General features: G+C 69.3%; 25 protein-coding genes. 13 read left to right on the top strand and 12 right to left on the bottom strand.

The genetic code is table 11. The annotated features are described in order from the left end of the window. The first annotated feature begins 140 nt into the window (after window positions 1-140). The 4 genes from OG801_RS18460 to OG801_RS18445 all read left to right on the top strand — a co-directional run bounded on the left by OG801_RS18460 (window position 141) and on the right by OG801_RS18445 (window position 4,790). Window positions 141-1,367 (top strand): acetyl-CoA C-acetyltransferase, encoded by a 1,227-nt coding sequence (locus OG801_RS18460; RefSeq protein WP_406030365.1) that lies wholly within the window; start codon window positions 141-143, stop codon window positions 1,365-1,367. 49 nt (window positions 1,368-1,416) lie between these two features. Then, window positions 1,417-2,208: a CoA transferase subunit A gene (locus tag OG801_RS18455; protein ID WP_350663562.1), complete on the top strand. Its 792-nt coding sequence runs from the start codon at window positions 1,417-1,419 to the stop codon at window positions 2,206-2,208. Window positions 2,209-2,211: 3 nt separating this feature from the next. Continuing rightward, a complete protein-coding gene (locus OG801_RS18450; protein ID WP_406030363.1) occupies window positions 2,212-2,862 on the top strand; it encodes a CoA transferase subunit B in 651 nt (216 codons plus the stop codon). A gap of 92 nt (window positions 2,863-2,954) precedes the next feature. After that, window positions 2,955-4,790 (top strand): CocE/NonD family hydrolase, encoded by a 1,836-nt coding sequence (locus OG801_RS18445; protein WP_406030361.1) that lies wholly within the window; start codon window positions 2,955-2,957, stop codon window positions 4,788-4,790. Window positions 4,791-4,821: 31 nt separating this feature from the next. On the opposite strand, the gene OG801_RS18440 is transcribed toward OG801_RS18445, so the two are convergent. The 4 genes from OG801_RS18440 to OG801_RS18425 all read right to left on the bottom strand — a co-directional run bounded on the left by OG801_RS18440 (window position 4,822) and on the right by OG801_RS18425 (window position 7,519). Further along, a complete protein-coding gene (locus OG801_RS18440; protein WP_406030359.1) occupies window positions 4,822-6,042 on the bottom strand; it encodes an MFS transporter in 1,221 nt (406 codons plus the stop codon). A 69-nt stretch (window positions 6,043-6,111) separates the two neighbouring features. Beyond that, the gene (locus OG801_RS18435; RefSeq protein WP_355021737.1) at window positions 6,112-6,585 is read right to left on the bottom strand and encodes a MarR family transcriptional regulator; all 474 of its coding nucleotides are present in this window, start codon (window positions 6,583-6,585) and stop codon (window positions 6,112-6,114) included. A 111-nt stretch (window positions 6,586-6,696) separates the two neighbouring features. After that, window positions 6,697-7,161, bottom strand: a complete 465-nt coding sequence (locus tag OG801_RS18430; protein WP_357357456.1) for a glutathione peroxidase — start codon at window positions 7,159-7,161, stop codon at window positions 6,697-6,699. Between the two features lie 55 nt (window positions 7,162-7,216). Continuing rightward, the gene (locus tag OG801_RS18425; protein WP_355021735.1) at window positions 7,217-7,519 is read right to left on the bottom strand and encodes a hypothetical protein; all 303 of its coding nucleotides are present in this window, start codon (window positions 7,517-7,519) and stop codon (window positions 7,217-7,219) included. Window positions 7,520-7,753: 234 nt separating this feature from the next. Between OG801_RS18425 and OG801_RS18420 the strand changes: the two genes are divergently transcribed. Then, window positions 7,754-8,530, top strand: coding sequence for a metal-dependent hydrolase (locus OG801_RS18420; protein ID WP_406030357.1), 777 nt, complete (start codon window positions 7,754-7,756; stop codon window positions 8,528-8,530). 14 nt (window positions 8,531-8,544) lie between these two features. Here the strand turns inward: OG801_RS18420 and OG801_RS18415 are convergent, their stop codons facing one another. From OG801_RS18415 to OG801_RS18405, 3 genes are all read right to left on the bottom strand, one after another. After that, window positions 8,545-10,617: a protein kinase domain-containing protein gene (locus tag OG801_RS18415; protein WP_406030355.1), complete on the bottom strand. Its 2,073-nt coding sequence runs from the start codon at window positions 10,615-10,617 to the stop codon at window positions 8,545-8,547. A gap of 82 nt (window positions 10,618-10,699) precedes the next feature. Continuing rightward, window positions 10,700-12,307 (bottom strand): serine/threonine-protein kinase, encoded by a 1,608-nt coding sequence (locus tag OG801_RS18410; RefSeq protein ID WP_406030354.1) that lies wholly within the window; start codon window positions 12,305-12,307, stop codon window positions 10,700-10,702. A 90-nt stretch (window positions 12,308-12,397) separates the two neighbouring features. Then, window positions 12,398-13,870: a GAF domain-containing protein gene (locus tag OG801_RS18405; protein WP_406030352.1), complete on the bottom strand. Its 1,473-nt coding sequence runs from the start codon at window positions 13,868-13,870 to the stop codon at window positions 12,398-12,400. Between the two features lie 153 nt (window positions 13,871-14,023). Here OG801_RS18405 and OG801_RS18400 point away from each other — a divergent pair, with 153 nt between their 5' ends. Genes OG801_RS18400 through OG801_RS18385 form a run of 4 tightly spaced genes read left to right on the top strand, consistent with a single transcriptional unit; the run spans window position 14,024 to window position 17,362 of the window. After that, on the top strand, window positions 14,024-15,067 hold the full coding sequence (locus tag OG801_RS18400; RefSeq protein ID WP_355021730.1) for an amidohydrolase family protein: 1,044 nt from the start codon (window positions 14,024-14,026) through the stop codon (window positions 15,065-15,067). Between the two features lies 1 nt (window position 15,068). Beyond that, the gene (locus OG801_RS18395) at window positions 15,069-15,839 is read left to right on the top strand and encodes an iron-sulfur cluster assembly protein (protein ID WP_406030349.1); all 771 of its coding nucleotides are present in this window, start codon (window positions 15,069-15,071) and stop codon (window positions 15,837-15,839) included. Beyond that, window positions 15,836-16,870: an NAD(P)-dependent alcohol dehydrogenase gene (locus OG801_RS18390; protein WP_406030347.1), complete on the top strand. Its 1,035-nt coding sequence runs from the start codon at window positions 15,836-15,838 to the stop codon at window positions 16,868-16,870. The genes OG801_RS18395 and OG801_RS18390 overlap by 4 nt, the downstream gene beginning before the upstream one ends. 12 nt (window positions 16,871-16,882) lie before the next feature. Next, the gene (locus tag OG801_RS18385) at window positions 16,883-17,362 is read left to right on the top strand and encodes a DUF1097 domain-containing protein (RefSeq protein WP_406030346.1); all 480 of its coding nucleotides are present in this window, start codon (window positions 16,883-16,885) and stop codon (window positions 17,360-17,362) included. Window positions 17,363-17,422: 60 nt separating this feature from the next. Here OG801_RS18385 and OG801_RS18380 read toward each other — a convergent pair whose 3' ends face one another. From OG801_RS18380 to OG801_RS18360, 5 genes are all read right to left on the bottom strand, one after another. Beyond that, window positions 17,423-18,445 (bottom strand): hypothetical protein, encoded by a 1,023-nt coding sequence (locus OG801_RS18380; RefSeq protein WP_406030344.1) that lies wholly within the window; start codon window positions 18,443-18,445, stop codon window positions 17,423-17,425. After that, a complete protein-coding gene (locus OG801_RS18375; protein ID WP_406030342.1) occupies window positions 18,445-19,074 on the bottom strand; it encodes a DUF2867 domain-containing protein in 630 nt (209 codons plus the stop codon). The genes OG801_RS18380 and OG801_RS18375 overlap by 1 nt, the downstream gene beginning before the upstream one ends. Before the next feature lie 75 nt (window positions 19,075-19,149). Beyond that, complete coding sequence (locus tag OG801_RS18370; protein WP_406036287.1) at window positions 19,150-19,773, bottom strand: response regulator; 624 nt, start codon at window positions 19,771-19,773, stop codon at window positions 19,150-19,152. A gap of 50 nt (window positions 19,774-19,823) precedes the next feature. Next, the gene (locus OG801_RS18365) at window positions 19,824-20,990 is read right to left on the bottom strand and encodes a sensor histidine kinase (protein WP_406030340.1); all 1,167 of its coding nucleotides are present in this window, start codon (window positions 20,988-20,990) and stop codon (window positions 19,824-19,826) included. A gap of 98 nt (window positions 20,991-21,088) precedes the next feature. Beyond that, complete coding sequence (locus tag OG801_RS18360) at window positions 21,089-22,099, bottom strand: TerC family protein (RefSeq protein WP_355022117.1); 1,011 nt, start codon at window positions 22,097-22,099, stop codon at window positions 21,089-21,091. Window positions 22,100-22,409: 310 nt separating this feature from the next. Between OG801_RS18360 and OG801_RS18355 the strand changes: the two genes are divergently transcribed. From OG801_RS18355 to OG801_RS18340, 4 genes are all read left to right on the top strand, one after another. Then, window positions 22,410-22,934 (top strand): flavin reductase family protein, encoded by a 525-nt coding sequence (locus OG801_RS18355; protein WP_406030337.1) that lies wholly within the window; start codon window positions 22,410-22,412, stop codon window positions 22,932-22,934. 47 nt (window positions 22,935-22,981) lie between these two features. Next, window positions 22,982-23,377, top strand: coding sequence for a superoxide dismutase, Ni (gene sodN / locus OG801_RS18350; protein ID WP_400459977.1), 396 nt, complete (start codon window positions 22,982-22,984; stop codon window positions 23,375-23,377). A 177-nt stretch (window positions 23,378-23,554) separates the two neighbouring features. Continuing rightward, complete coding sequence (locus tag OG801_RS18345) at window positions 23,555-24,958, top strand: glycoside hydrolase family 28 protein (RefSeq protein WP_406030335.1); 1,404 nt, start codon at window positions 23,555-23,557, stop codon at window positions 24,956-24,958. A 100-nt stretch (window positions 24,959-25,058) separates the two neighbouring features. Continuing rightward, window positions 25,059-26,027, top strand: a complete 969-nt coding sequence (locus OG801_RS18340; protein ID WP_406030333.1) for a bile acid:sodium symporter family protein — start codon at window positions 25,059-25,061, stop codon at window positions 26,025-26,027. Window positions 26,028-26,387 lie beyond the last annotated feature (360 nt).

Genomic DNA, 26,387 nt, shown 5'->3' with positions numbered 1-26,387 from the left:
AGAGAACTGCTAACGCGAACTTATCGCAATAGCCTCGCCCGCGCACTGTCCGGTCAGACGGGTGATAAAGACTTCAGAGGTGTCAATCGACGCCAAATGAATACTTCTCAAGTCATGACTGCGCGCGTACCGTCGGTGGCATGAGCAGCTCCGCCAACGACATCGTCATCTGTGAGCCCCTCCGCACCCCTGTCGGCAGGTTCCTCGGCGCCCTGGCGCCGCTGACCGCGACCGACCTCGCCACGACGGTCCTGCGCGAGCTGGTCGAGCGCACCGGCCTCCAGGAGGGCGACGTCGACGACGTCATCCTCGGCAACGGCTACGCGAGCGGTGAGAACCCTGCGATCGGGCGCATCGCGGCCCTCGATGCCGGGCTCGGCAACGGCGTCCCCGGCCTCCAGATCGACCGTCGCTGCGGTTCGGGCCTTCAGGCGATCCTGTACGCCGCGGGCTCGGTCGCCACCGGCGCCGCGAACCTCGTCGTGGCCGGTGGCGCGGAGTCGATGTCCAACGTCGAGCACTACGCGCTCGGGCTGCGCGGCGGGTTGAAGCAGGGCGGCATCGAACTGCTCGACCGCCTCGACCGGGCTCGCGAGACCGCGGGCGGCAAGGACCACCCGATCCCCGGCGGCATGATCGAGACCGCCGAGAACCTGCGTCGCGAGTACGGCATCGGGCGCGAGGAGCAGGACGAGTTCGCGCTGCGCTCCAACCAGCGTGCCATCGCCGCCCACGAGGCCGGCAAGTTCGCCGACGAGCTGGTCCCGGTGACCGTCCCCGGCGGCCGCCGCAAGCCCGATGTCGTCGTCGACCGCGACGAGCACCCGCGTGCCGACATCTCCCTGGAGAAGCTCGCCTCGCTCCGCCCGATCCGGCTGAAGGTCGACGAGGAGTCGACCGTCACCGCCGGCAACGCGTCCGGCCAGAACGACGGCGCCGCGATGTGCGTCGTGACCACGCGCGCCGAGGCCGAGAAGCGCGGCCTGACTCCGCTGCTGGCGCTCAAGTCGTGGGCCGTCACCGGCTGCGAGCCCGAGCGGATGGGCATCGGGCCCGTCCTCTCCAGCAAGGCGGCGCTGTCCCGGGCCGGGCTCACCCTCGACGAGATCGACCTGATCGAGCTCAACGAGGCCTTCGCGGCCCAGGTCCTCGCCGTCCTGCGCGAGTGGAAGATCGACGCCACCGACGAGCGGCTCAACCCCAACGGCTCGGGCATCTCGCTCGGCCACCCGATCGGTGCCACCGGCGCCCGCATCCTCGCCACCGCCGCCCGGGAGGCGCAGCGGCGCGAGGCCCGGTACGTCCTGGAGACGATGTGCATCGGTGGCGGCCAGGGGCTCGCGGCGGTCTTCGAGTCGGTTCGCTGAACCGGCACCAAGCGGACGTACGAATTTCCTTCGAGAGAGCAGAGAAGACATGGGTCTGGACAAGGTGGTCGGGTCGGCCGCGGAGGCGGTTGCCGACATTCACAGCGGGGCCAGCCTCGCCGTCGGCGGCTTCGGGCTGGTGGGAATCCCGTGGTTCCTGATCGAGGCGCTGCGCGAGCAGGGTGCGGACGACCTGATGGTCGTCTCCAACAACTGCGGCGTCGACGGCGCCGGGCTCGGGCTGCTGCTCGACGACCACCGCATCTCCCGGGTGATCGCGAGCTACATCGGCGAGAACAAGGAGTTCGGGCGGCAGTACCTGGCCGGCGAGATCACGCTCGAGCTCACCCCGCAGGGCACGCTCGCGGAGCGGATGCGCGCGGGCGGCAGCGGGATCGGCGCCTTCTACACGCCGACCGGCGTCGGCACGATGGTCTCCGACGGCGGCCTCCCCTACCGCTACAACCCCGACGGAACGATCGCCGAGGCCTCCGAGCCGAAGGAGGTCCGCGAGTTCCACGGCAAGCAGATGGTGCTCGAGGAGGGCATCATCACCGACTTCGCGCTGGTCCGCGCGACCCGTGTCGACCGGGCGGGCAATGCCCAGTTCAACGCTTCCACCCGCAACTTCAACGTGCCGGCCGCGATGGCCGGCCGGGTGACCGTCGTCGAGGCCGAGGAGGTCGTCGAGGTCGGTGAGATCGCCCCGGCCGACGTCCACCTTCCGGGGATCTTCGTGAAGCGGATCGTCGCGCTGACGCCCGAGCAGGCAGCGCGCAAGGACATCGAGAAGCGTACGACGCGCGGCGAGCGCCCGACCACAGCGAACAAGGAGGCCTGAGTCATGGCTTGGGACCGCAACCAGATGGCCGCGCGCGCCGCGCAGGAGCTGCAGGACGGCGACTACGTCAACCTCGGGATCGGCCTGCCGACACTGATCCCCGACTACATCCCGGAGACCTCGACGGTCGTGCTGCACGCCGAGAACGGCATCCTCGGCGTCGGTCCGTTCCCCTACGAGGACGAGGTCGACCCCGACCTGATCAACGCCGGGAAGCAGACCGTGACCGTGCTCGCGGGTGCCTCCTACTTCGACTCCGCGACCTCGTTCGCGATGATCCGCGGCGGCCACATCGACGTCGCCGTCCTGGGCGCGATGCAGGTCTCGACCAACGGCGACATCGCCAACTGGATGGTGCCCGGACAGATGGTCAAGGGCATGGGCGGCGCGATGGACCTCGTCTCCGGCGCCGGGCGGGTGATCGTGCTGATGGAGCACGTCACCAAGAAGGGCGCCCCCAAGCTGCTGGCGGCCTGCGACCTGCCGCTGACCGGTCGCGGGATCGTGAAGCGGGTCATCACGGACCTGGGTGTACTTGACGTCGCCGGTTCGTCGTTCGAGCTCGTCGAGCTCGCTCCCGGGGTGACGTACGACGAGGTCGTGGCGGCCACGGGCGCGCCGGTCGTCGACAAGACCGTCGCCGTGACTGCTTAGTCTCACTATTCAAAACCCGGAACCGGTTACGTAACTCGCGTTTGCACTCCGTCGTTCGAGGTGTGACATCCAACACACCCCTGGAGTGAGTCGTGAAACTCGGCAGACTGGCATTCCTCGTATCGTTCCTGGCTCTGGTCGCGACCTTCCTGCCACCGGCGCACTCCGCGACCGCCGCCCCTGCGACGGCTTCTGTCGGAACCGCCGCGGCGCAGGCGCCCCAGGCGCGGGCCGGGGCGTGGAAGCCTCGCCCGGCGACGTACGGCGTGGTGGTCGAGAAGGACATCCAGCTGACGATGTCCGACGGGGTGGTGCTGCGCGCCGACGTCCACCGTCCCGCGAAGGCGGACGGGACCGCGGCGCCGGGCCGGTTCCCGGTGATCCTGACCCAGAACCCCTACAACAAGAACGTCTCCGGCGGGAGCGGCGGGGACTACTTCGTGCAGCGGGGCTACGTCTTCGTCCAGACCGACGTACGCGGCACCGGCTCCTCCGCGGGCCAGTGGGAAGCGTTCGGCGACCGCGAGCAGAGGGACGGCCTCGAGGTCGCCAACTGGGCGACCTCGAAGAAGCGCCCGTGGAGCAACGGCGAGCTCGGCCTGTGGGGCCCGTCCTACATGGGGATCAACCAGTTCTTCACCGCCGCTCAGCACCCGCGCGGGCTGAAGGCGATGTTCCCGATCGTGCCGGCCGGCGACGTCTACCGCGACGTCGTCGCCTCCGGCGGTCAGATCGACGCCGGGTTCATCCCGCTGTGGTTCGGGCTGGTCACGGGCGCCGGGCTGGTGCCGCCGGCCGTCAACCAGGCCCGTCCCGACGCCACCTTGACCACCCTGCTGCAGCACGTCAGCGGTGCGCTCGGGTTCCAGGTGCCGATGCTCGTCAGCGCGGTGATGGGCAGCGATGCCGGCTACGACGGGCCGTTCTACCGGAAGCGGTCGCCGCTGAGCGTGGTCGACGAGATCGACGTACCGACGTTCGTGACGGCCGGGCAGTACGACATCTTCCAGCGCGGCACGCCCATGCTCTTCGACCGGATGCAGAAGAACGGCGTGGACACCAAGCTGCTCGTCGGACCGTGGACGCACGCCGAGGCCGCCACAGGCGCCGGCCTGGAGGGCAGCGGGATCAACAGCATGGCCGAGATGGCCCTGCGGTGGTTCGACACGCACCTCAAGGGACTGCCCGACACCACCCTCGACCGTGACGTCGCGCCGGTGACCTACCACGAGATCGGCTCCGGGAAGTGGCGCACGATGCAGTCGTGGCTCGGCAGCGAGGTCCGTGCGAAGTCGTACGCCCTCGGGTCGGCCCTGAAGCCCGTCGGCGGCGACACCATCCTTCCGCTGCCGGTGCAGGGGCTGTGCTCGCGCAGCACCGCGCAGTGGACCGCCGGCGCCCTCGCGATCCCCGGCTGCGAGACCGACAACCGGATCAACGACGCGCTCGGGGTCTCCTACGAGACGGAGCCGGCGACGTCGGACCTGGCCTTCTCCGGCCCGCTCAACGCCGACCTGTCCGTCTCCACGACCGGCACCGACGGCCTGATCTCGGTCTCGGTCGAGGACGTCGCGCCCGACGGGTCCGTCGACCGCATCACCGGCGGCTGGCAGACGCTGCGTCACCGTGCTGTCACCGCGTCGAAGTCGCGGACGCTGAACGGTCAGGTCGTCCAGCCCTGGCATCCCTTCACCCGTGAGGCCGAACAGCCGGTCAGGCCTGGTCAGGTCTATCGCGTGCCCGTCGAGGTCTTCCCGACCGGCGCGGTGATCGAGAAGGGCCACCGCCTCCGGGTCACCGTCCACTCCTACGACGTCCCCCACCTGCTGCCCAACGTGAAGCAGCTGGTCCGCGGCATCGCCGGCGTGGTCACGGTCCACCACACGAAGACGAACCCCTCGACGCTGGTCCTCCCGGTCCGGAGGTAGCGCCGAGGGGCCAGATTCTGACGTCGAGACGTCAGAATCTGGCGGCTTCGTCCGGCACGCGCTCGGAGACCTTCGGGTCCCGGGCGCGTGCCGCGTCCACGAGCAGGTACGCCGCGACCGCGGCTCCAGTGGCCAACGCGATCGCGGCCGAGGCGTAGGCGGCGCCGTAGCCGACGGTCGTGACCAGGCCGGCCGCGATCAGGGTGCCGAGGAACCCGCCGAGCTGCTGGGTGGTCGTGGTCAGACCGGAGCCGATCCCGGCGTGCTCCGGTGCCAGCGCGCCCATCGCCAACGCGGTCACCTGCGGCATCGCGAGGCCGAAGCCGAGGGCCATCACGACCGCTCCGGGGAGAACGTCGAGGGGGAAGCCTCCGGCTTCGGGGATGCGGACCAGGTAGACCATGCCGGCGACGAAGGCGAGCACACCGACGAGCAGGACGCGCTCGGACCCGAACCGTTCGGCGAGCGTGGCGCTGAAGCCGAGAGTGGCGATGGCGATCACCACGGTGACCGGAAGGAACGCCAGGCCGGTCGAGAGTGCTCCGAAGCCGAGGACGTCCTGCAGGTAGAGCGTCGTGACGAACTGGAACGTGAAGCCGCCGAAGGTCAGGGTCAGCAGGATCAGGTTCGCGAGCGTGAACCTGCGCTGGGCGAACAGGCCGCGCGGGAGCAGGCCGCCCTTGGCGCCGGTCGGCGGCGTACCCTCCACCGCGCGGAGCGCGACGATCAGGGCGATGATCCCGAACGGCACGTTGATCAGGAAGGCCCAGCGCCAGGAGGCGACGTCGGTGAGTACGCCACCCAGGACCGTCCCCACCGACGCACCGATCGAGCCGACGAAGGCGAGCACCGCGAAGGCGCGGAGGCGCTCGCGGGGCTCGGCGTAGAGGCCGGCGATCATGCCGAGCACCACGGCCGAGGCGATGCCGCCGCCGAGGCCTTGGACGAATCGTGCGAGGACCAGTGAGATCGGGTCCCAGGCGACGCCGCACCATGCCGAGGCAAGGGTGAAGATGCTCAGCCCGGCGAGGAAGACCGGGCGGGTGCCGAACGCGTCACCGGCCCGGCCCGCCGGGAGCAGGACGAGCGCGAAGGCGAGCAGGAAGCCGTTGACGACCCAGGACAGCGAGGCGTCGCCGAAGCCTAGGTCGTCGCGGATTGCGGGAAGGGCGACGGTCACGACCGTGCCGTCGAGGATCACCATCAGCTGAGTGGCTGCGAGGGTCGCGAGCGCGACTGTCTTGGTCGTCATAGATACGACCATAGAAGATTGTTTGTTATGAAACAATCTATTTCGGGATATTCAGTTGTGAACCCATCCCTAGCGGGACGAGGCAGGCGCGCGACGCCGCAGCGTCATCGTGTGCGACGGCGTCGCCCACGGCCCCTCGACGAGGTGCTGCAGCGCCTCGATGAACGCCTCGCCCTCACTCGGCGCCAGCCCCTCGAGCGCCTTGGCGACGGTCGCGTTGTAGGCCTTCGAGGCCTCCTCGAGCGCCTTCATGCCGGCCGGCGTGAGCGCGACGATGCGGGCACGGCGGTCGGTGGTCGAGACCCGTCGCTCGGCCAAGCCGCGGCGCTCGAGGTTGTCGAGGGTGGTGACCATCGTGGTCTTGTCCAGCATCGCCATCTCGGCCACGGCGTTCTGGGTGTACTCCCCCTCGGCGGCCTTCATCAGCACGCAGTACTCCCGCACCGAGAGCTCCAGGTCGGCCAGCGCCTCGCCGACCTGGGCCGCAAAGGCGTGCGCGGACTGGTTGAGCAGGAACAACAGATCAATACGCGGTCCGGTCATGAACTAGATCTTAACGAACCATCCGATACCGAACTATCTTCTGCCCAACTATCTAATCCAAACGGCGCCCGACCCCGCGGTCATCGGGATCGAGCGCCGTCCGGCATCGCCTCAGAGATACTGCGCGAGGTCCGCCTGGATCTCCTCGGGCGTCACCTGCGGCTCGTACCGCTTGACGACCTCGCCCTCGCGACCGATGAGGAACTTGGTGAAGTTCCACTGGATGTCGCCCGGCGCCTCGGCACGCAGGAACTCGTAGAGCGGAGCAGAGTTCTCCCCGTTGACATCGACCTTGGAGAGGACCGGGAACGTCACGTCGTAGGTCGTCTTGCAGAACTCCTGGATCTCGTCGTCGGTGCCGGGCTCCTGACCCATGAATTGGTTGCACGGGAACCCGATGACCTCGACGCCGGAGTCGCTGGTGGCGCGATAGAGCGCCTCGAGGCCCTCGTACTGCGGCGTCAGACCGCACTTGCTGGCTACGTTGACGATCAGCAGCAGCTTGCCCTTGTAGTCGCTGAGCGAGACGGTGCTGCCATCAGCGGCCGTCACTTCGAAGTCGTACGTGGTGGTCACGGGTCTCTCCTCGATCGAGTTGCGGTGCAGGGGGACAACCTTGCTCGGCCCGAGGTTATGCCCCGCGCTGGTGCGGAACCGACGAGGCCTCCTCGGCCAGGCGCCGGTCACGCGCGACCGTCATGATCGCGGCAGACATCCATTCCAGCGCCTCGGGCATCTCGAAGGCGATCTCCTCGAGCAGCGTCGGCATGTCGTGCCGGCCGACCGAGAGGAGCATCTCGCTGAGCGAGCCGTCGGGCGCGGTGACCATGAACCGGAACTCGATCGCCTCAGGGGTCACCGTCGCGGCGCACCGACTGGTCTCGAACGTCCACGGCGCACGGCGGGCACTGCCGTGGGTGCCGGGAGTCGTCATGACCGGGCATCCTATTCAGGTTGCCGCCCCGACCGCACCCCTTTCACGCCTCGGATCAGCCCTCGAACAGTGATTCGAATCTCGTCACCAGACACACCACCCCGACGCACGCGAAGCGGCCCGAGGACCGGTACGTTCGTCCGCGGTCATTCAGCGGGGGAACACTGGAGAGGGACACAACTTCACATGATGGGCGGGCATCACGCGGCCTCTGGGGCTGCCGCGTGGATCGCAGTGACATCGTCGGCACCGATCGCGTTCGGGTGGTATCCCGGCGTCTCGGACATAGGCGTGATGACCGGCACCCTGGTGTGCGCCGGCGCCGCGCTGCTGCCGGACGCGGACCACCACAACGGCACGATCGCCCACTCGCTGCCACCGGTCTCCGAAGGCTTGACCAAGATCGTCGGACAGATCTCCGGCGGCCACCGCAACGGCACCCACTCGATCCTTGGCGTACTCGCCTTCACCGCCCTCGCCTGGGGCGCAGGGAAGCTCTCGCTCGAGACCGAACGCTTCGGCAGCGTCCTGATCGGCCCGGGCATCATGTGCGTCCTTCTGGTCGCCTTCGCCATGGACGCGCTGAAGCTCACCCGTAAGGGCGTCCACTGGCCATGGATCCCGGCGGTGGCCCTGGCGGCGGTGATCGCCATCTTCGCCCCCGAGGAGTGGTGGTGGATGCCCTTCTCCGTTGCCCTCGGCTGCGTCGTGCACCTGCTCGGCGACTTCGTGACCACCATGGGGATCCCGCTGTTCTGGCCGATCGCACCGAAACCGCCGAGGTGGGTCCGGCGCAACAAGTGGCTGCCGTTCGACAACATGTGGACCCGGGGCGGCCACTTCGCCCTCCCGATCCTCGGCGACGCCGGCTCCATCCGGGAGTGGGTCGTGATGACCCCGATCAGCCTCTACGCCGTCGTCGGCTTCGGCTGGGCGCTGCTGAGCCAGATGGGCTTCGACGTCGACAGCCGCTGGGAAGCCCTGGTCTCGAGCCTCAGCACCCTCGTCTGACGACGTCTCGCCGCTCAGCTCTCGACGGACCGCCGGCGCCCGCGGAGCGGGCGGACGAGGTACATCCCGGCCAGCAGCGCGATCGCGGCTAGGAGCGCGGCGACGGCGAGCACCCCGCTCAGGACGACCTTCGTCTGGATGCCGCGGTGCTCCTCGCCGACATCGTCTGAGACGATCAGCGTCATCGACACGATGGTGTCCTTGAGGAGCTGGATGAAGCGGGTCATGTCCTCGGACCAGACCTGCGCGGCCGGCCGCCCCGGAGCGTGGGACTCCAGGTCCCGGACCGCGCCCGCGAGAGAGCCGTCGTTGATGACCTGGACGACCGCGTTCTGCGACACCAGGCCCCGGGATCCGTCGGCGAAGGTGCCGTCCGAGATCTTGTCCAGCGCCTTCTGGGTGGCCTTCGGGGCGTCGCCGTAGAACGAGCGTGAGGTGAGCTGCCAGGACGTACGCGCCTCGCTCATCGCCTCCATCGACTCCTCGTCGATCTTCCCGGTCATGAGCGCGGGCACCATCACCGTGCGCTCGATCCCCAGCGACTCGGACGCCGACCTGACGTACTTGAGGTTGGTGACCTGCTTGTAGATGTTCTCGTTGCGGATGTTGGGCATCTCGGTCGCGAAGTCGAGCAGCTCGTAGGCGGTGTCGGTGTAGGCAGCGACCGCCGCCTCCGTGCTCGCCTTGTCGCCTTCCTCGAGGTCGGTGCGGTAGGCGTCGATGCTCTTGAGGACCGTGTAGGTGCGCTCGACGCGCTCCCGCAGGCTCGGGGTGTCGGCGAGGTCGACCTTGGTGATGTCGTCGTGCCACGCCTCGATCGAGTCGTCGGTCACCTGGCGATAGGCCTGCCGGACCGCGTCCGGGACCTGGTCGGAGCCGAGCGCGTCCCGCTCGAAGATGAGGTCCATCCCGAGCTCGTAGCTCTCCGGGAGCGCTCCGGCGATCATCACCGCGCGACTGGAGACGGCACGCTCTTCGAGCGCATCGGCGAAGGTCAGCCCGCCGAGCACCAGGGCGATCAACACCGGGACCAGCAGCACGCCGAGCACCCGGGTGCGGAGGAACCTCGGCTTCGGGGCGGCATGAGACCGAGGCGTACGCTGCGCCGACTCGACCACGCCGGCGACCGCCGTCACCGACGAGACCGAGGCGGCCGAGGAAACCGAGGAGACCGAGGCGGCCGAGGACGTGGACGATGACGATGAGAGCGCCAGGGGCTTGAGCCCGGCGGGCAGCTCGCGGCTGCCGGCCGGAACCGGGGGCACGACCTCGGGCCGGCGCGCGAAGGCGACGACCTCGCCCGCGGTGGGTCGACGGGAGGGGTCCTTGTCCATCATCGACGCCACGAACTCGTCGACATGGGACGGCACGGTGACCACGTCGTTGACGTGCGGGACGGGCGCGGTCACGTGCTGGTAGATCATCGAGACCGGCTCGGAGCCGGCGTACGGGGCGCGTCCGGTGAGCAGCTCGAAGTACACGCAGCCGAGCGCGTAGATGTCGCTCGGCGGGCCGACCACGTTGTCGGCGGCCTGCTCGGGCGAGATGTAGGGCAGGCTCCCCATCACATGGCGGGTCGAGGTGAGCCGCTCGGCCTGGTGGCTTGCCAGCTGAGCGATGCCGAAGTCGAGAACCCGGATCCGGCCGTCGCCGTCGTAGACGAGGTTGGACGGCTTGATGTCGCGATGGATGATCCCGGAGGAGTGGACCGCGGTGAGCGTACGCGCGACCTGGACCATCGCCTCGCTCGCCTCCTCGACGGTGAACCGCCCCTGCTTCTCCAGGCGGTCGGCCAGCGTCGGGCCGGGAAGCAGCTCCATGACGAGGTAGACGATGCTGCCGTACTCGGTCTGCTCGACCCCGACGTCGTGCACCTGCACCGTGCCGGGGTGGCTGGCCGCCGTCGTCGAGAGCGCCTCACGCCGGAAGCGCTCGGTCACCTTGGGGTCGGCAGAGGTCTCCACGACCTTCACGGCGACCCAGCGTTCGAGCCTGATGTCGGCCGCCTGCCAGACCTCGCCCATCCCGCCGCGGCCAAGCAGTCGGTGCAGGCGGTACCGGCCTGCGATCGGGGGGCGCGTTCGCATGCGCATATGTTGTCGGACTCACACCCCGTGCGTCTCGTGTACGCACCGATGAAATCCGCCGATCTTTGCTATTGTCGCCGGTTTACGCATCAACTGATCGCCCTCGCGCGCGGAGCAGCGCGACCCCGAGCCCGGCCAGCACCGCCAGCACGATGCCGGTGAAGACTCCCCAGGCGATCGTCTGGTTCTGGGCGTCCCTGTGCTCGCGCTCGATGTCGTCGGCGAGCCGGCTGGCGGCGTCGACGACCACCTCCTTGAGGTCCTGGACGTAGCTGGCGGCATCGGCCAGCCAGAGCTGTTCCACGGACCTGCCGTCGGCGCTGTCCTCCAGCTGTCTGACGACGTCCTCGACGTCACGAGCGTTGAGCACCCGGATGACGGCACGCTGGGAGGAGACCGCGTAGGACCCGAACTCGAACGACCGGCCCGAGATCCTGTCGAGCCGCTGCCGCGTCGCGGCATCGGCGCGAGTGTAGATCGACTCCGAGTGGGTCGCCCAGGAGTCCTGGGCCGCGCTGAGGTCGGCGATGCCCTGGGCACTGATCCGCTCGTTCCGCAAGGCGTTCGCCATGATCCTCCGCTCGAATCCAAGCACCTCCGAGACGGACCCGATCAGCTCCAGGTTCCGGGCCTGTTTCGCCAGCTCGTCATCCCGGAACGAGGGCAGCTCGGCGGCGAGGTCGAAGAGCCCGTTGACCGCGTTCGTGTACAGCTCGACGGCCGCCAGCTTGCCGGCCCTGTTCCCCGCCCGGGCAGCCGCGCGGATGTCCGAGAGCCGCTCGAGGGCGGCCGCGGACCTCTCCGTACGCCGCCGCAGACCCGGATCGCCGGCGGTGTCCAGCTTCGCGACCTCGGCGGTCCAGGCCTCGATGGACCGGTCGGTGATCTGGAGGAAGTCCTCGGTCAGCGCTGCGTCGGTCCGGAGCGCATCGCGCTCGATCGAGAGATCGAAGGCGAGCTCGAAGCTGGTCGGCAAGATGTTGGCCAGCGGCGCGGCGCTGCCGACGCTCGACATCGTGTCGCCGGCCCGGAGCGTGCCCCAACCACCCAAGACCAACCCCGGCAGGACCAGGACCATCAGCACACCCAGCAGCGTGGGCGAGAGCCGCGGGCCCCTGATGTCGGGCGGACGTACGATCCGCTTCGGCGGCGGAGCGACGCCGCTCTCGAGCACCGTCGCCACCTCGTCGGCTCGGGGACGCTTGGCAGGGTCCGGGTCGAGCATGGCGGTCGTGATGCCATCGAGGTGGCCGGGCACGGTCACCAGTGTGCCGACCCGCTCGGGCTCGAGCCCGGCGTACGGCGGGCGGCCGGCGAGCAGCTCGAAGAACACCGCGCCGAGGGAGTAGATGTCGCTCGCCGGGCCGATGCGCTGGCGGTCGATCTGCTCGGGGGACATGTACGGCAGGCCCTCCCCGCCGCGGGGCGCAGGCGCACCGAGCAGTGCGATCCGGCCGTCGGGGCCGTACCCGATGCTGGCCGGTCTGATGTCTCCGTGCACCTGCCCGGCGGCGTGGGCTGAGGCGAGGAGCCGCGCGACCTGCGCGACGATGCTCGAGGCCTCATCAGGGGAGAACGGGTGCTGCTCGACAAGCCGGCCGGCGAGATTCTGGCCGCTCAGAGCGGGTCCGCCCTGTCCGGTCAGATGGTTCAAATGCTGGCGACCGGCGCGTGGGGGACGGATACGCATGGGTCCATGGTCCCTGGTGAGCACCCCTGACGCCCCGGCCTCAGCCGAGAGTTTTCCTGGACTTGGCCAAGAGTTCGACTCCCCCGCGGACTAGCTCGGCCGAAGCCTGATCCCGTACTGCTGCACCTTCCGGTAGACGGTGGCGCGCGACATCCCGAGCTCCGCGGCCGCTTCCTGCATGGTGATCCCCGGTCGGGTCAGGACGCGGACGATCTCGCCCCGTTCGAAGGCATCGATGCGCGACAACGGCCGCCTGGTGTCGGAGAGTACGTCGGCGGGAAGGTGACGCAGGTCGATCAGGTCACCGGCGCTCACGGCCCGCTGGACGACATGGACGAGCTCGGCGACGTTTCCCGGCCAGCCGTGGTCGTGCAGCGCCCGCTCCGCAGCCGGGGTCAGCGCGATCTCCCGGCCTCGCACCCGCAGCCCGACCTGATGCGCCAGCGGAAGTACGTCCTCGGGCCGCTCCCGCAGCGGCGGCACCTCGACCACGGTGTCGACGAGATCGGCCAGGGCCGCCGGAATGCCGTCGAAGGTCTCGGCGGTCATCGCGAACGGCACCCCTGCGACCGCCCCGGGCGCCGCCTCGACGAGGAGGGCGTGCAGCCGCTCGGCCACCCAGGCGGGGAGCGTGTTCACGTCGCGTACGACCACCGCGGTGTCCTGCTTGGCGAGCTCCGGCGTCCACAGCGACAGCCAGGCCTCGGCGTCGGCCGGCTCCGGGGCGGAGGCCGCCAGGATCCGGTCGCGGGGCCGCAGGTCGCGGAACGCCTGGGCGACCAGAGTCGTACGCCCCACCCCCGGCTCCCCCACCACGGCGACCCGCCGGCCGACCCGGAGCGCATCGCGGACGCTCCCCAGCGCCTCGCACCACGCGGAGGAGAGGTCGCGGAGGCTGCCGGCGCCCGGCTCCAGCCGGGGCGCCTCGACCCGGAAGACCTCGCCGCGAGGAGCCGGTCGCGGGAACCGGCCGTGGGCGCGGGCGAGCATGAGCGACGCGGTGTTGCTGGCCGCCGACTGCGCCAGGGCGAGCAGCAGATCGTGGGACGACTCCGACCAGGTGGTCAGGTTGACGCTGCCTTCCAGGCGTCCGCTGATCGGGTCGATCACCGGCGCGGCGGCACAGGTGTAGCTGCACAGCGAGAGCGAGTAGTGCTCCTCGGCCCGGACCACCGTCGGCGTCCGGTCGGCCAGCGCGAGCCCGAGCCCGTTGGTGCCCGCCGCGCGCTCGGCGTAGCTGAACCCCGGCGCCAGGTGGACGGCGTCGAGGTCCCGGAGCAGCTGCTGGTCGCCGCTGAGCCGGTTGAGCACCAGGCCGACGGGGTCGGTGAGCATCAGGCTGACCGGCTCGCCGACGAGCGTCCGGTGGAGGTCGTCGAGCACCTCCTGGCCGCACTGGAAGAAGAGCGACTCCTGGTCGTAGGCGCCGGAGAAGACCGGGTCGACCTCCTCGACGGAGACCCCGTACTCCTGGCTGCGCTGCCAGGAGGCGCGTACGCGTGGCGCCAGTGCCGACGCGTCGACGGCCGCGGTGCGCTGCGCGATCGGATGACGCCCTGTCATGTGATCGACGTTACATCCGCGGGCCGACGGAGACAGCCGGGCAGCGTCTCAGATTGAGACGGTCGAGGTCTCACATTGAGACGCCGCACCCCTGATCTGCGCGTCGCAGCCGCCCTAGCGTCCTGTGACGAAAGCCACAGATCGGAGGAACCGATGTACACCAAGAACAACGAGTCGTACTTCATCGTCGACGCCCACGTCGCGCTCTGGGACGCCCGTCCGGAGAACCAGCGCAACATCCACGGCAAGCAGTTCATCGACTGCTTCTACGACTACCACCGCAACCTCTCCCCCGAGTCGGAGCACTGGTCCTACGAGGACTACCTCTACCAGGGCGGCGAGCGGCTGATGCACGACCTGTTCGAGGTCGGCTACGTCGACCACGCGATCTTCCAGCCGGCCCACCTGGGCGAGTTCTACACGAACGGATTCGGGCAGACCGAGGAGGCCTCACGGCTGGCCGCGAAGCACCCCGACAAGCTGACGTACAACCACCACTTCGACCCACGCAACGGCGAGGCCGGGCTCGAACAGCTCCACGCCGACGCCGAGCGGTTCGGGCTCAAAGGCGTGAAGCTCTACACCGCCGAGTGGCACGGGGAGTCGCGCGGCTGGAAGCTGACCGACCCGTGGGCGTACCGCTACTTCGAGGCCTGCCGCGAGCTCGGGATCACCAACATCCACATCCACAAGGGCCCGACGATCCGGCCGCTGGACCGCGACGCGTTCGACGTCGCCGACATCGACCACGTCGCCAGCGACTTCACCGACCTCAACTTCATCGTCGAGCACGTCGGCCTGCCACGGCTGGAGGACTTCTGCTGGATCGCCACCCAGGAGCCCAACGTGCACGGCGGGCTGGCGGTCGCGATGCCGTTCATCCACACCCGGCCGCGCTACTTCGCGCAGATCCTCGGCGAGCTCGTCTACTGGATCGGCGAGGACCGGATCCAGTTCTCCTCCGACTACGCGATCTGGACGCCGAAGTGGCTGATCGAGCGGTTCGTCGACTTCCAGATCCCGGAGGACATGACCGAGTACGCCCCGCTCACGGTCGAACAGAAGAAGAAGATCCTGGGCCTCAACGCCGCGAAGATGTACGACATCGAGGTGCCCGCCGAGCTGCGGCTGCCCGAGGCGGACGAGACCGCGACAGGTCCCCGTGAGCCCGAGCGGGCCGACCTCGCGGCGGTGTGACATGTCGCTGCTGACCCAGGAGAGCACCCGCGCCGCGGAGGCGTACGCCGCGCTCCACGCCGTCGTCGACCCCGAGCTCGACGAGCCCATCACCGACCTCGGCTTCGTCCGGTCGCTGACCGTCTCCCCGACCGCGCCGGACGGCGAGACGGTCAGGGTCGAGGTCCACCTGCGGCTGCCGACGTCGTTCTGCTCGCCCAACTTCGCCTACCTGATGGCGAGCGACGCCAAGGACGCGCTGACCGCGTTGCCGTGGCCCGACCAGGTGGTCGTCGAGCTCGACGACCACCACGACTCCGACCTGATCAACGCCGGACTGGCGGCCGATGCCGGCTATCTCGGCACGTTCCTTCACGAGGCCGAGTCGTCCCTGGACGAGCTGCGGACCACGTTCCACCGCAAGGCCCACACGGCGGCGCTCGAGCGCTGCCTGACCCGGCTGTTGAGGGGGCGGCCGGACCTGGCCGAGGACGCCGTGGGCGAGGTCCGTCTCGAGGACCTGCCCGACGACGAGTTCACCGCCTCGCTCCGGCGGCGCCGGGCGGTCCTCGGGCTGCCCGACCTGCCGGAGGCGTACGTCCTGGTCGACCACGACAACGAGCGACCCGGCGACATCCCGCTGGCGTTGCGGCGGGCGCGTTCGACCCGGATCTCGATCGATGGGAACGCGCACTTCTGCCGCGGCCTGCTGGCCACGCGCTACGGCGAGGAGGTCACCTCGCCCGCCTTCGTACCTCTGACCGACCTGCACCGAGAAGGAGCATCATCATGAGCACCATGCGAGCCGTCCAGGTGGTCGGCTACCACCAGCCGCTGGCGATGGCCGAGGTCCCGGCCCCCGAGCCGACCGGGCCGTTCGACGTCGTCGTCAGGATCGGCGGCGCCGGCGTGTGCCGCACCGACCTGCACATCCTGGAGGGGCAGTGGGAGGAGAAGTCCGGCGTCACGCTGCCCTACACGATCGGCCACGAGAACGCCGGGTGGGTGCACGCGGTCGGTGACGCCGTCACCAACGTCGCCGAGGGCGACAAGGTGATCCTGCACCCGCTGATCACCTGCGGGCTGTGCCGCGCCTGCCGCTCGGGCGACGACGTGCACTGCGAGCTCAACCAGTTCCCCGGCATCGACACCAACGGCGGCTACGCGGAGTATCTGAAGACCTCCGCGCGCTCGGTGGTGAAGATCGACGACTCGCTGGAGCCGGCCGATGTGGCCGCCCTGGCCGACGCCGGCCTGACCGCCTACCACGCGGCCGCGAAGGCGGCCCGGCGCCTGACCCCGCGCGACAAGTGCGTGGTCATCGGCGCCGGCGGGCTCGGCCACATCGGCGTCCAGGTCCTCAAGGCGCTCAGCCCAGCCGAGCTGATCGTCGTGGACCGCAACCCGGACGCAGTGAAGCTCGCCCTCGACATCGGTGCCGACCACGGCGTCGTCGCTGAGGGCACGCAGGTCGACCAGGTGCTCGAGCTCACCGGCGGCCACGGCGCCGAGGTCCTGGTCGACTTCGTCGGCGAGGGCGGTGCGACCGCGGAAGGTGTCCGGATGCTCCGCCAGGCGGGCGACTACCACGTCGTCGGCTACGGCGAGAACATCGATGTGCCGACCATCGACATCATCTCCGCCGAGATCAACTTCATCGGCAACCTGGTCGGGTCCTACAACGACCTGTGCGACCTGATGGCGCTCGCCGCTCGCGGGGCCGTCACGCTGCACACGCAGAAGTACGACCTCGACGACTTCCAGTCCGCCATCTCCGACCTCGACGCCGGCCGGGTCCGCGGCCGCGCGATCCTGGTCCCCTGAGGAGGCGACGACATGAAGAAGCTCCTCGGAATCGGCATCTCGGTCGGCGTGCTCGCGGGCATCTGGACCCAGGTGAGCATCGAGCTCACGCTGATCACCTGGGTCGGGTTCGTCGCCTGGGCCTGCTACTTCGCCGCCGGAGGTGGACGTGAAGGCTTCCAGAAAGGTCTCGCGGCCAACCTCGCCGGCGCACTGTGGGGGTACGGAGCGAGCCTGGTCCTGACGTACGCCACCTTCACCGGCGCGGTGGCCCTGGTGGTCACGGTCGTCGCGTTCATCCTGTGCCTGCAGGCGGCCGTGGATCTGCTGTCCTTCATCCCCGGCGCCTTCGCCGGGACGGCAGTCCTCTTCGGCACCTCCTTCGACCTCGGCGGCACGCTCATCGCGCTGGTGGTCGGCGCCTGCCTCGGCTGGCTCTCGGACATCGCCGGGCGCCGGATCCAGGCCGCGGTCGAACGACCCGGGCAACCGGTCCGCGCCGCCCAGCCCTGATCGTCACCCGAACGCACCGATCCCGCTTGACCAGATTCCAGGTCAAGCGGGATCCGTACGTCATCCGCGTGCCGCGGTGCGCCTTCCCAGGTAGGCGAGGCAGGCGACGGCAAGCGCGACGCCCCAGAGCGGCCAGAGCATCTCCGGCGCCCATGCGCCCCAGTCAGAAGTGGCTCCGGGGACCGTCCAGAGGTCGTCCGCGATCGCCATCCGCCAGAAGGAGATCCCGGCGGACATCACCGTGCCGGCGACCAGGATCCCCGGCACGAGGGCCATCGCGACCGGGACCGGACGGCCGCCGATACGGGGCACCCAGCTCCAGAACACCTCGCCCCAGCGCGCCACCAAACCCCAGGTCAGAACCGCCCCGACCACGGCGAAGGCCGCGAGCCCGAAGCCGGACCACCTCGCCTCCCCGAGGTCATCCAGCATCTCGCGACTGATCCCGAGCGGGATGTCCAGCGCCCAGGCGATCCGGGTAGCGGCGTAGAGAAGAGGTACGACGACAGCGACCGCCACCGCAGGACGCCCCCAGCGTGCCCAGCGGCCCCAGTCCAGACGCCTTCCAGGCTCGGCCTTCCCGAGCAGGGTGACACCGGCGACGACCATGGCCAGCCCGCCAGCAGCATGCGCCAGAGCGACACCCGAGTCGACGAAAAGACCCCACTCGAGCTGTCCGGCGCCCGGTCCGAGCCCGACCATCGCAAGCAGGACCTGAGGCAGATAGCCGAGGAACATCAGCGCGCGGACGTCCGAGACGACCACGGCAATGACGAGCCCGAGAACGATCAGGAGCCACCCTGTCGCTCTCGTCGTACCCCGCGTCCGCACGTTCGCGACCGCGCCCCCGGCAACCAGGGCGAGGAGCGCGAGCACCGCTATCACCCAGGACATCTGGGTGCCACTCAGAGCGCCGAGCGGCGAAGCCGCATCGGGGACCCACGGGTCCGGCGCCCTGCCCAGCAGGGCGAGCCCCGCCAGGGCGCCGAAGACGAAGGCCCAGGCGCCGGCCACCCAGGGCGCAGCGCGCAGCACGACGGAGCGCTGCTGCGTACGTTCCGTACGTTCCATCAGGGCGCTCATCAGGCCACGCTCCTGGCCATGTCCCAGCGCTGCCCGACCGTACGCAGCAGGGCCGGATAGACGATGGCGTGGCGGAACGGCTTGATGAACCTCATGTAGGCGTCCCCGAGCAGTCCGTTGGGCCGCACCAGCACGCTCATCTGCGCGCTGTAGCCGTCGGGCGAGCTCTCGTCCCGGACCCAGCCGAGGTGCAGGACACCGTGCATCGTGCGGTTGGCGATCTCGGCGGCGTACTCGCGATCGGTCAGATAGAGCGGCCGGAACGGGCTGTCGTCGCGCTCGGGCGCGGGGTGGTCGCGGAGGTCGTCCGGCAGCCGGTCGCTCAGCGGAGCGACGCGGCCGCCGAGGCCGTGCTCGGCCTCGTCGGCGCCGAGCATCCGGCCCAGCGCCCAGCGGAGCGCGAAGAGGAGGCGGTACGCCGCCGGGAAGTCGCGGTCGTCGCTGCTCATCATCGCCTCGACGAAGGCCCGGAAGTCGTCGGGTCCGCCCTGGACCGGGAGGGCCCAGACGTCCTCGAGCTCGAAGTCGTGGGTGATCTCGTGGATGCGCCAGGACTGGCAGGAGTAGGCGCCCGACGGTATCGGGCCCGTCCGGATCGGGCTGAGTCTGATGGGTGCGTGTGTGGTCATGTCTCCACACTGGTCCGCGAGCGCCGGGGGTTCGTCGCCCTCAGGTCGCGGGCCTCTCAACCTCTGGGATGAGACTCAGCTCCGGGGACCGACCAGCCCCGTCTCGTACGCCAGGACGACCGCCTGCACGCGGTCGCGCAGGCCGAGCTTGGCGAGCACATGGCCGACGTGCGTCTTCACCGTCGCCTCGGAGAGGTGGACGCGCCGGGCGATCTCGGCGTTGCTGTCGCCGGTGGCGAGCTCGAGGAGCATGTCGAGCTCGCGGGGCGTCAGCGTTGCCCGGATCTCGGCGCCCCGGCCGTTGTCGGGCGCCGGCGCGGTCGCCACGTGCTCCAGCAGACGGCGCGTCGTCGACGGTGCGACCACCGCGTGACCTGCGTGGACGGTGCGGATCGCGGCCACGATCTCCTCGGCCCGGGCGTCCTTGAGCAGGAAGCCGCTGGCCCCGGCCCGGATCGCCGGGAACGCGTAGTCGTCGAGGTCGAACGTCGTCAGCGCGACCACCCGCGTGTCCGGCTGTTCCCCGGTGATCGCCGCCGTCGCCTGGATCCCGTCGAGGCGGGGCATCCGCAGGTCCATCAGGACGACGTCGACCCGCTTCGTACGCACCAGGGCGAGCGCCTCGTGTCCGTCGGCCGCCTCCCCGGCGAGCTCGAGGTCCGGCTGGCTCTCGACCATCATCCGGAGCGCCGAGCGCATCAGCTCCTGGTCGTCGACGATCGCGACACGGATCGGGGTCTCTTCCTCGTTCACAGCGGCATCATGGCGCGCACGCGCCAGCCATCGCCGCTCGGCCCGGCCTCGAGGCTTCCGCCCACCGCCGCCACCCGTTCGCGCATCCCGCGCAGGCCGCGGCCGGGCGGACGCTGGATCCCCACGCCGTCGTCGCTGACCTCGATCGTGAGCTGGCGTGCGGTGCGGGTCACCGACACCGTCGCGACGGCTCCCGAACCTGCGTGGCGGGTGACGTTGGTGAGCGCCTCCTGCACGACGCGGTAGGCGGTCAGCCCCACGGCAGGCGCGACCTGACCGGGCTCGTCCGCCTCGAGCCGGACCGTCAGCCCTGCCTCACGCATCCGCTCGACGAGGTCGCCGACGTCGGCCAGCCCCGGTTGCGGCTCGGTCGAGGACTCGCCGCCGAGCACGCCGAGCAGCCCGCGCATCTCCATGAGCGCCTCGCGGCCCGTGGTCGCGATGGTGTCGAGGATGCCCGAGGCCCGTTCCGGCTGCTGCCCGACGACCATCCGGCCGGCCTCGGCATGGCTGACCACGACCGCGAGCGAGTGCGCGACCACGTCGTGCATCTCGCGCGCGATGCGCTGGCGCTCCTCGGCGGCGGCGCGGTCGGCGAGCTGGTCGATCCACGCGGCGCGGGTCGCCCGGAACCGGCCGAGCGCCCAGGCCGCCACCGTGGCCGCCACCGTCGCGGTGGCCACCATCAGCCACCACGTCCACCCCTGCAGGCCGGTGCCGTCGAACCCCGACAGACGTACGACGGTCAGCAGGCATCCCACCAGCCCGATGCCGAGCACGATCCCCGGCCACGGTCGCCGGTCCTGCGCACTCACGGCGTAGAGCAGCACGAAGAAGCACAGGCTGCTCGGCAGCAGCACCGGCCCGTAGGCGCTCCCCGCCGCCTCGGCCGTCGGACCACCCAGATCCGGAGCGGCGACCAGGACCAGCTCGGCCAGAGCCCCGACGGCGTACGACGGCAGCGGCCAGCGCCGGGCGGTGGCCACGGCGGCGTGAAGCGCCACCAGCGCGACCAGGAGCGCGATCTGCCACGCCGTGCTGACCTCGCCGTCGACCACCGAGGTCCACCCGACCGGCAGCAGCACCAGCGCCAGCGCCCCGGCCAACGCGACCTGGCCCGCGTCCCCGAGCCAGCGGGGTCCGGGAGCAGCTGCCACGGTCATGGGCTCACCCTAGGGCCTGTTTGAGAACGACCGCAGGCCCTCTCCGATCGGAGAGGGCCTGCGGGCTGTCCCGGCTCAGCGGGACTGTCGACGAAGCGTCACATGCTGCGCGGACCGGTGGCGTCGTCGCGCTCCTTCTCGGTCATGCTGCGCGACTTCAGGAGGCTCAGGATGGTCGTGATGGCCAGGATGCCGATGATCACGCTGAGGGAGACCTCGATGGAGACCTCCGGGGCCCACTCGACGTGCTGGCCACCGTTGATGAACGGCAGCTCGTTCTCGTGGAGCGCGTGGAAGACGAGCTTGAGACCGATGAACCCGAGCAGGATCGCCAGGCCGTAGGAGAGGTAGACCAGCCGCTCCAGCAGACCACCGATGAGGAAGTAGAGCTGGCGCAGACCCATCAGCGCGAAGATGTTGGCGGTCAGGACCAGGTAGGCCTCGTTGGTCAGACCGTAGATCGCCGGGATCGAGTCGAGCGCGAACAGCAGGTCGGTGGTGCCGAGGGCGCAGATGACCACGAACATCGGGGTCGCGATCCGCTTGCCGTTCTCACGGACGAACATCTTGGCGCTGTCCCAGCTCGAGGTGAGCGGGATGTGGCGCTCGAGGAACTTCACCACGGCGGGCTCCTCGTACTCGTCCTCGTCCTCGCCGCCCTCCATGGCCAGCTTGACCGCGGTGTAGATCAGGAACGCGCCGAACAGGTAGAAGACCCAGCTGAAGTTCTCGATGGCCGCCGCACCCACGGCGATGAAGATGCCTCGGAAGACCAGCGCCAAGATGATGCCGATCAGCAGCGCCTTCTGCTGGAACTGCCTCGGCACCGCGAACTTCGACATGATGATGATGAAGATGAACAGGTTGTCGACCGACAGCGAGTACTCCGTCAGCCAGCCCGCGAAGAACTCCGTGCCGTACTTCGGGCCGGAGAACACGAAGACACCGATGCCGAACAGGATCGCCAGGCCGATGTAGACGCTCAGCGCGACGATCAGCTCCCGACGCGAAGGCTCGTGCGGTCGCCGGCCGATGACGAGCACATCGAAAAGCAGCACAGCGCTGGCGATGCCGATGGTCAACCACCAGATGAGAGGGGAGACGTCCACGAAGGGACTCCTTAGATCGTGAGGCAGAGCGGTTCTTTGGGAAGGTTAGGCGACCGAGGTCAAACCTTCGAAGTCGTAGCGGGCGCGGCGTCCATCGACGGCATCGGCGACGGAAGCGGAATCGGCGTACGTCGGCACACCAACCCGAGTTGTATGACAAGCGAGCAGCTAGTCTAACAAGTTGCACTCCCGCTGATCCCCATGATCCCAGCCATGGACAAGCAGATGAGTCGACGATCACAGCGTGGATGACTGGACCTCAACCGGACTTGATGTTTTAGCGTCACTGCCAACAGAGAGAGGAGGGGGTGTGAGCGACACACTCACCGACCAGTTCAAGGCCGGCTTCCGTCGATATCCCACCGGCGTGGCCATCGTCGCCGCATCGACCGAGACGGGACCCGTCGGGGCGACGGTGTCGAGCGTGGCCTCGGTCAGCGCCAACCCGCCGATGCTGTCGTTCTCGGTCTCCCGGTCCGGGCGGTCCGGGCCGGCACTCACCGGAAGCGACCGTCTCGCGGTGCACGTCCTGACCGAGTCCCAGGCCCAGGTGGCCGCAGCCTTCGCCGACCGGACCGCGCCGCGATTCACGGTCACACAGGGCTGGACGCTCCCGCACGGGGAGCCGCCGGCCCTGGACGACGCCGCGGCCAGCTTCTCCGGGCGTGTGGCCCGCGTCATCCCCGCCGGCGAGGCATGGCTGGTGCTGCTCGAGGTCGACGCGGTCAGCCTCGGCGAGTCCGCCGACCCGCTCCTACACCACGACCGGCGCTACTGGTCGCTAGGTCCGTCGGTCAGCACCCTCGATCGCATCCTGCCCGAGAAGGCTTCCTGACCGTCGACCTCGACGGTCTCTCCACCACACCACCGAAGGAACCAAACATGCGTCTGTTCGCTCCCACCATCGAGGTCTCGGCCCACTGCGACCTGCCCTGCGGCGTCTACGACCCCGCCCAGGCCCGCATCGAGGCCGAGTCCGTCAAGGCCGTCATCGCCAAGGCCCTGGACAGCGACGACCCCGACTTCCGCACCCGCGCGGTGATCATCAAGGAGCAGCGCTCCGAACTGGTCAAGCACCACCTCTGGGTGCTGTGGACCGACTACTTCAAGCCCCCGCACTTCGAGGCCTACCCCCAGCTCCACACCCTCGTCAACGAGGCCACCAAGCTCGCCGGCGCCTCCGGCACCAAGGGCACCCTCGACCTCGAGGTCGCCGACAAGCTCCTCGCCAAGATCGACGAGATCGCCGAGATCTTCTGGGCGACCAAGAAGGCCTGACCCACCCAGAACCCACGCAAGGAAGCCAGGTTCCGGCAGCCAGCCGGGACCTGGCTTCCTCCATGCTCCACCCCCGCGAGGGCATAGACGTATGACAAGTTGGTCACTAGTGTGACAAGTGTCACCGTCCCCCTCGCGGCGGCCCTGGGCCGCCGTCGGAGCTCTCGAGGAGCATGCATGCGTCACATTCGAAAGCGCGCGACACCCCTCCTGCTCGCCCTCGGTCTGGTCGGCTCGCTGACCGCGACCACACCGGCCGTCGCAGACCAGAAGACGGACCGGGCCGTACGCGGCCCGGATGCTGCCGCGATCGCGAAGATCGTCGACCGCATCGAGGAGCCCTCGATCCCCGATCGCGACTACGAGATCACCGACTTCGGTGCTGTCGGAGACGGCACGACAGACGCTCTGCCGGCGATCAGGGCCGCGATCGAGAAGGCGTCGGCCGACGGCGGCGGCCGGGTCGTACTCCCTGAGGGCACCTGGCTCTCCGAGGGTCCGGTGCACCTGGCGAGCAACATCGATCTCCACGTCTCCGACGGGGCCACGCTGCTGTTCGGGACCGATACGGACGACTACCTGCCCGTGGTGCGTACGCGCTGGGAGGGCACCGAGCTGGACGGCTACTCGCCGCTGATCTACGCCAACAACGTGCACGACGTCGCCATCACCGGGTCGGGCACGATCGACGGCAACGAGGACTCGGAGTTCCACGCCTGGAAGGCCGACGAGAAGCCCGACCAGTTGCGGCTGCGCCAGATGGGCTTCGACGGCGTACCCGTCGAGGAGCGCGTCTTCGGGAAGGGTACGTTCCTGCGGCCCAGCGCCATCCAGTTCTTCCACGCCGAGCGGGTGCTGCTGGAGGACTACCGGGTCACCAACTCACCGTTCTGGATCAACCACCTCGTCTACACCGACCAGGCGACCGTGCGCGGACTCGACGTCGACAGCCACCGGGCCAACAACGACGGCATCGACGTCGACTCGAGCACCAACGTGCTGATCGAGGAGAACCGCTTCCGGACCGGCGACGACTCCGTGGTCGTGAAGTCCGGACGTGACCTCGACGGCCGCACCATCGCCCGCCCCAGCGAGAACGTCGTGATCCGCCGCAACGACATGGGCGGCGAGGACGGCATCGCCCTGGGCAGCGAGATGTCCGGTGGCATCAAGGGCGTCTACTTCACCGACAACGTGCTGCGCGACGGTGCCTCGGCGATCCGGTTCAAGGGCAATCTCGACCGCGGCGGCACGGTCGAGCACATCCGGGTGAGCAACATGGAGATCGGCAACTTCGAGACCTTCATCTGGTTCCAGCTCGACTACCCCGGCGAGCTCGGCGGCAACTACCCGCCGGTCTACCGCGACATCGTCTTCTCCGACATCACCGTCGCCTCCGCCAAGACCGGCCTCGACATCCACGGGCCTGCCGACGCACCCCTGAGCGATGTCACCCTGCGTGACGTCACGGTCGAGAAGGTCGAGACGCCGATGGTCCTGGAGAACGTCGAGGACCTGCGCTTCGACAACGTCCGGTTCGGTGACCAGTACGTGGACGGCGAGCTCGACTGGCTCTCCTGAACCGGTCCCCCACCCCGCCCGCCGCGCGCCTTTTGCGAGGATCTCGCGGCGGGCGGGTCATCCGGTCGACTCCGTACCCATCGTCTCGGAAGGAAGAGTCATGAACACAGTCCGACAGGTCAGCGCCTTCGTGGGGCGTTGGTTCGCCCTGATCGTCCTGATCGCCGGCGCCATCGCACTGGCAACCCCCAGCACCTTCGACGGGTGGGCGGCCCAGGTGCCGTTGCTGCTCCAGATCATCATGCTCGGGATGGGCATGACCCTCAGGCCCGCCGACTTCGCGATCATCGGCCGGCGGCCGTGGGCTCTGCTGCTGGGTGTCGCCACCCAGTTCACCGTGATGCCGCTGCTCGGCTGGGGCATCGCGAACGCGCTCGGCCTCTCCGCGGTGCTCACCGCGGGCATGATCCTGGTCGGTTGCGCACCCGGCGGCACCGCCTCCAACGTCATGGTGTTCCTGGCCCGTGGCGACACCGCGCTGTCGGTGGCGATGACGTCCGTGTCGACGCTGCTCGCGCCTCTGCTGACGCCGCTTCTGGTCCTCTTCCTGATCGGCGAGGACCTGCCCGTCTCCGCCAGCGATCTGTTCGTCTCGATCGTGGAGATCGTGCTCGTCCCGGTCCTCCTCGGACTGGTGCTCCGGCTGCTGCTGCCGCGTCTCATCGAGAAGGTCATCGATGTGCTTCCGCTGATCTCGGTCGCCGGCATCACCGGGGTCGTGCTCGCCGTCGTGGCCGGAAGCGCCGACACCCTGCTCTCGGTCGGCCTCCTGGTCGTGCTCGCCGTGGTCCTGCACAACATCGCCGGCCTGAGCCTGGGGTACGCGGTCGGGCGAGTCTGCGGCATGCCGATCTCGAGCCGCCGCGCCATCAGCATCGAGGTGGGCATGCAGAACTCGGGGCTGGCCGCCGCCCTCGCCACCGTCCACTTCTCACCGGCCGCGGCGCTGCCTGCCGCGATCTTCTCGGTCTGGCACAACGTGTCCGGCTCGATCCTGGCGAGCTACTGGTCGCGGCGCCCCATCGAGGCCGCAGACGCCCCGGACCCCCTCGCCGCACGGTCGTCCTGAACTGAGCGCCGGACGGCGGGTCGCCTTCCGCCGCGGCGCCGTGGGTGACCTGTTGACCAGGAAGCCAGCCAGGAGCAGGGCGATGACGAGGAGTGCCGCCTCGACCTGGCACGCCCGAACAATTCTGAAGAAGTACGCGTAAAGGTTACCCACTTCCGCCTTGCCAAGGGCGTCAGAGGCTCCTTCACCGCCCGAGGCGCATTGGCAAAAAGTCTTCCTTCGATAAGTCGATACCCCAGCCCGTATGGGCATTATCACTTCACAATGCACTCGCGCCAGCGGCGGAAAAGGGTGAACGACAACAAGGCGTTACGGGGGTGTTGCAGCCACCCCAATTCCCTGAACACCAGCGTTAAGAGC

It is taken from the genome of Nocardioides sp. NBC_00163, from assembly GCF_045206295.1.
GTDB lineage: Bacteria > Actinomycetota > Actinomycetes > Propionibacteriales > Nocardioidaceae > Nocardioides.
Note: the sequence above shows the minus strand (reverse complement) of the source record. Positions and strands in the feature narration are given on the sequence as shown.

Excerpts from the sequence above, each read along its gene's own strand:
- OG801_RS18365 (WP_406030340.1), bottom strand. The coding sequence starts at position 20,990 with ATGACCGTGGCAGCTGCTCCCGGACCCCGCTGGCTCGGGGACGCGGGC.
- OG801_RS18370 (WP_406036287.1), bottom strand. The coding sequence starts at position 19,773 with ATGCGCTCGGCGCTCCGGATGATGGTCGAGAGCCAGCCGGACCTCGAG.
- OG801_RS18390 (WP_406030347.1), top strand. The coding sequence starts at position 15,836 with ATGAGCACCATGCGAGCCGTCCAGGTGGTCGGCTACCACCAGCCGCTG.
- sodN (WP_400459977.1), top strand. The coding sequence starts at position 22,982 with ATGCGTCTGTTCGCTCCCACCATCGAGGTCTCGGCCCACTGCGACCTG.
- OG801_RS18375 (WP_406030342.1), bottom strand. The coding sequence starts at position 19,074 with ATGACCACACACGCACCCATCAGACTCAGCCCGATCCGGACGGGCCCG.
- OG801_RS18415 (WP_406030355.1), bottom strand. The coding sequence starts at position 10,617 with ATGCGAACGCGCCCCCCGATCGCAGGCCGGTACCGCCTGCACCGACTG.
- OG801_RS18435 (WP_355021737.1), bottom strand. The coding sequence starts at position 6,585 with ATGACCGGACCGCGTATTGATCTGTTGTTCCTGCTCAACCAGTCCGCG.
- OG801_RS18425 (WP_355021735.1), bottom strand. The coding sequence starts at position 7,519 with ATGACGACTCCCGGCACCCACGGCAGTGCCCGCCGTGCGCCGTGGACG.
- OG801_RS18440 (WP_406030359.1), bottom strand. The coding sequence starts at position 6,042 with ATGACGACCAAGACAGTCGCGCTCGCGACCCTCGCAGCCACTCAGCTG.
- OG801_RS18395 (WP_406030349.1), top strand. The coding sequence starts at position 15,069 with ATGTCGCTGCTGACCCAGGAGAGCACCCGCGCCGCGGAGGCGTACGCC.
- OG801_RS18345 (WP_406030335.1), top strand. The coding sequence starts at position 23,555 with ATGCGTCACATTCGAAAGCGCGCGACACCCCTCCTGCTCGCCCTCGGT.
- OG801_RS18400 (WP_355021730.1), top strand. The coding sequence starts at position 14,024 with ATGTACACCAAGAACAACGAGTCGTACTTCATCGTCGACGCCCACGTC.
- OG801_RS18455 (WP_350663562.1), top strand. The coding sequence starts at position 1,417 with ATGGGTCTGGACAAGGTGGTCGGGTCGGCCGCGGAGGCGGTTGCCGAC.
- OG801_RS18380 (WP_406030344.1), bottom strand. The coding sequence starts at position 18,445 with ATGAGCGCCCTGATGGAACGTACGGAACGTACGCAGCAGCGCTCCGTC.
- OG801_RS18460 (WP_406030365.1), top strand. The coding sequence starts at position 141 with ATGAGCAGCTCCGCCAACGACATCGTCATCTGTGAGCCCCTCCGCACC.
- OG801_RS18410 (WP_406030354.1), bottom strand. The coding sequence starts at position 12,307 with ATGCGTATCCGTCCCCCACGCGCCGGTCGCCAGCATTTGAACCATCTG.
- OG801_RS18450 (WP_406030363.1), top strand. The coding sequence starts at position 2,212 with ATGGCTTGGGACCGCAACCAGATGGCCGCGCGCGCCGCGCAGGAGCTG.
- OG801_RS18340 (WP_406030333.1), top strand. The coding sequence starts at position 25,059 with ATGAACACAGTCCGACAGGTCAGCGCCTTCGTGGGGCGTTGGTTCGCC.
- OG801_RS18405 (WP_406030352.1), bottom strand. The coding sequence starts at position 13,870 with ATGACAGGGCGTCATCCGATCGCGCAGCGCACCGCGGCCGTCGACGCG.
- OG801_RS18385 (WP_406030346.1), top strand. The coding sequence starts at position 16,883 with ATGAAGAAGCTCCTCGGAATCGGCATCTCGGTCGGCGTGCTCGCGGGC.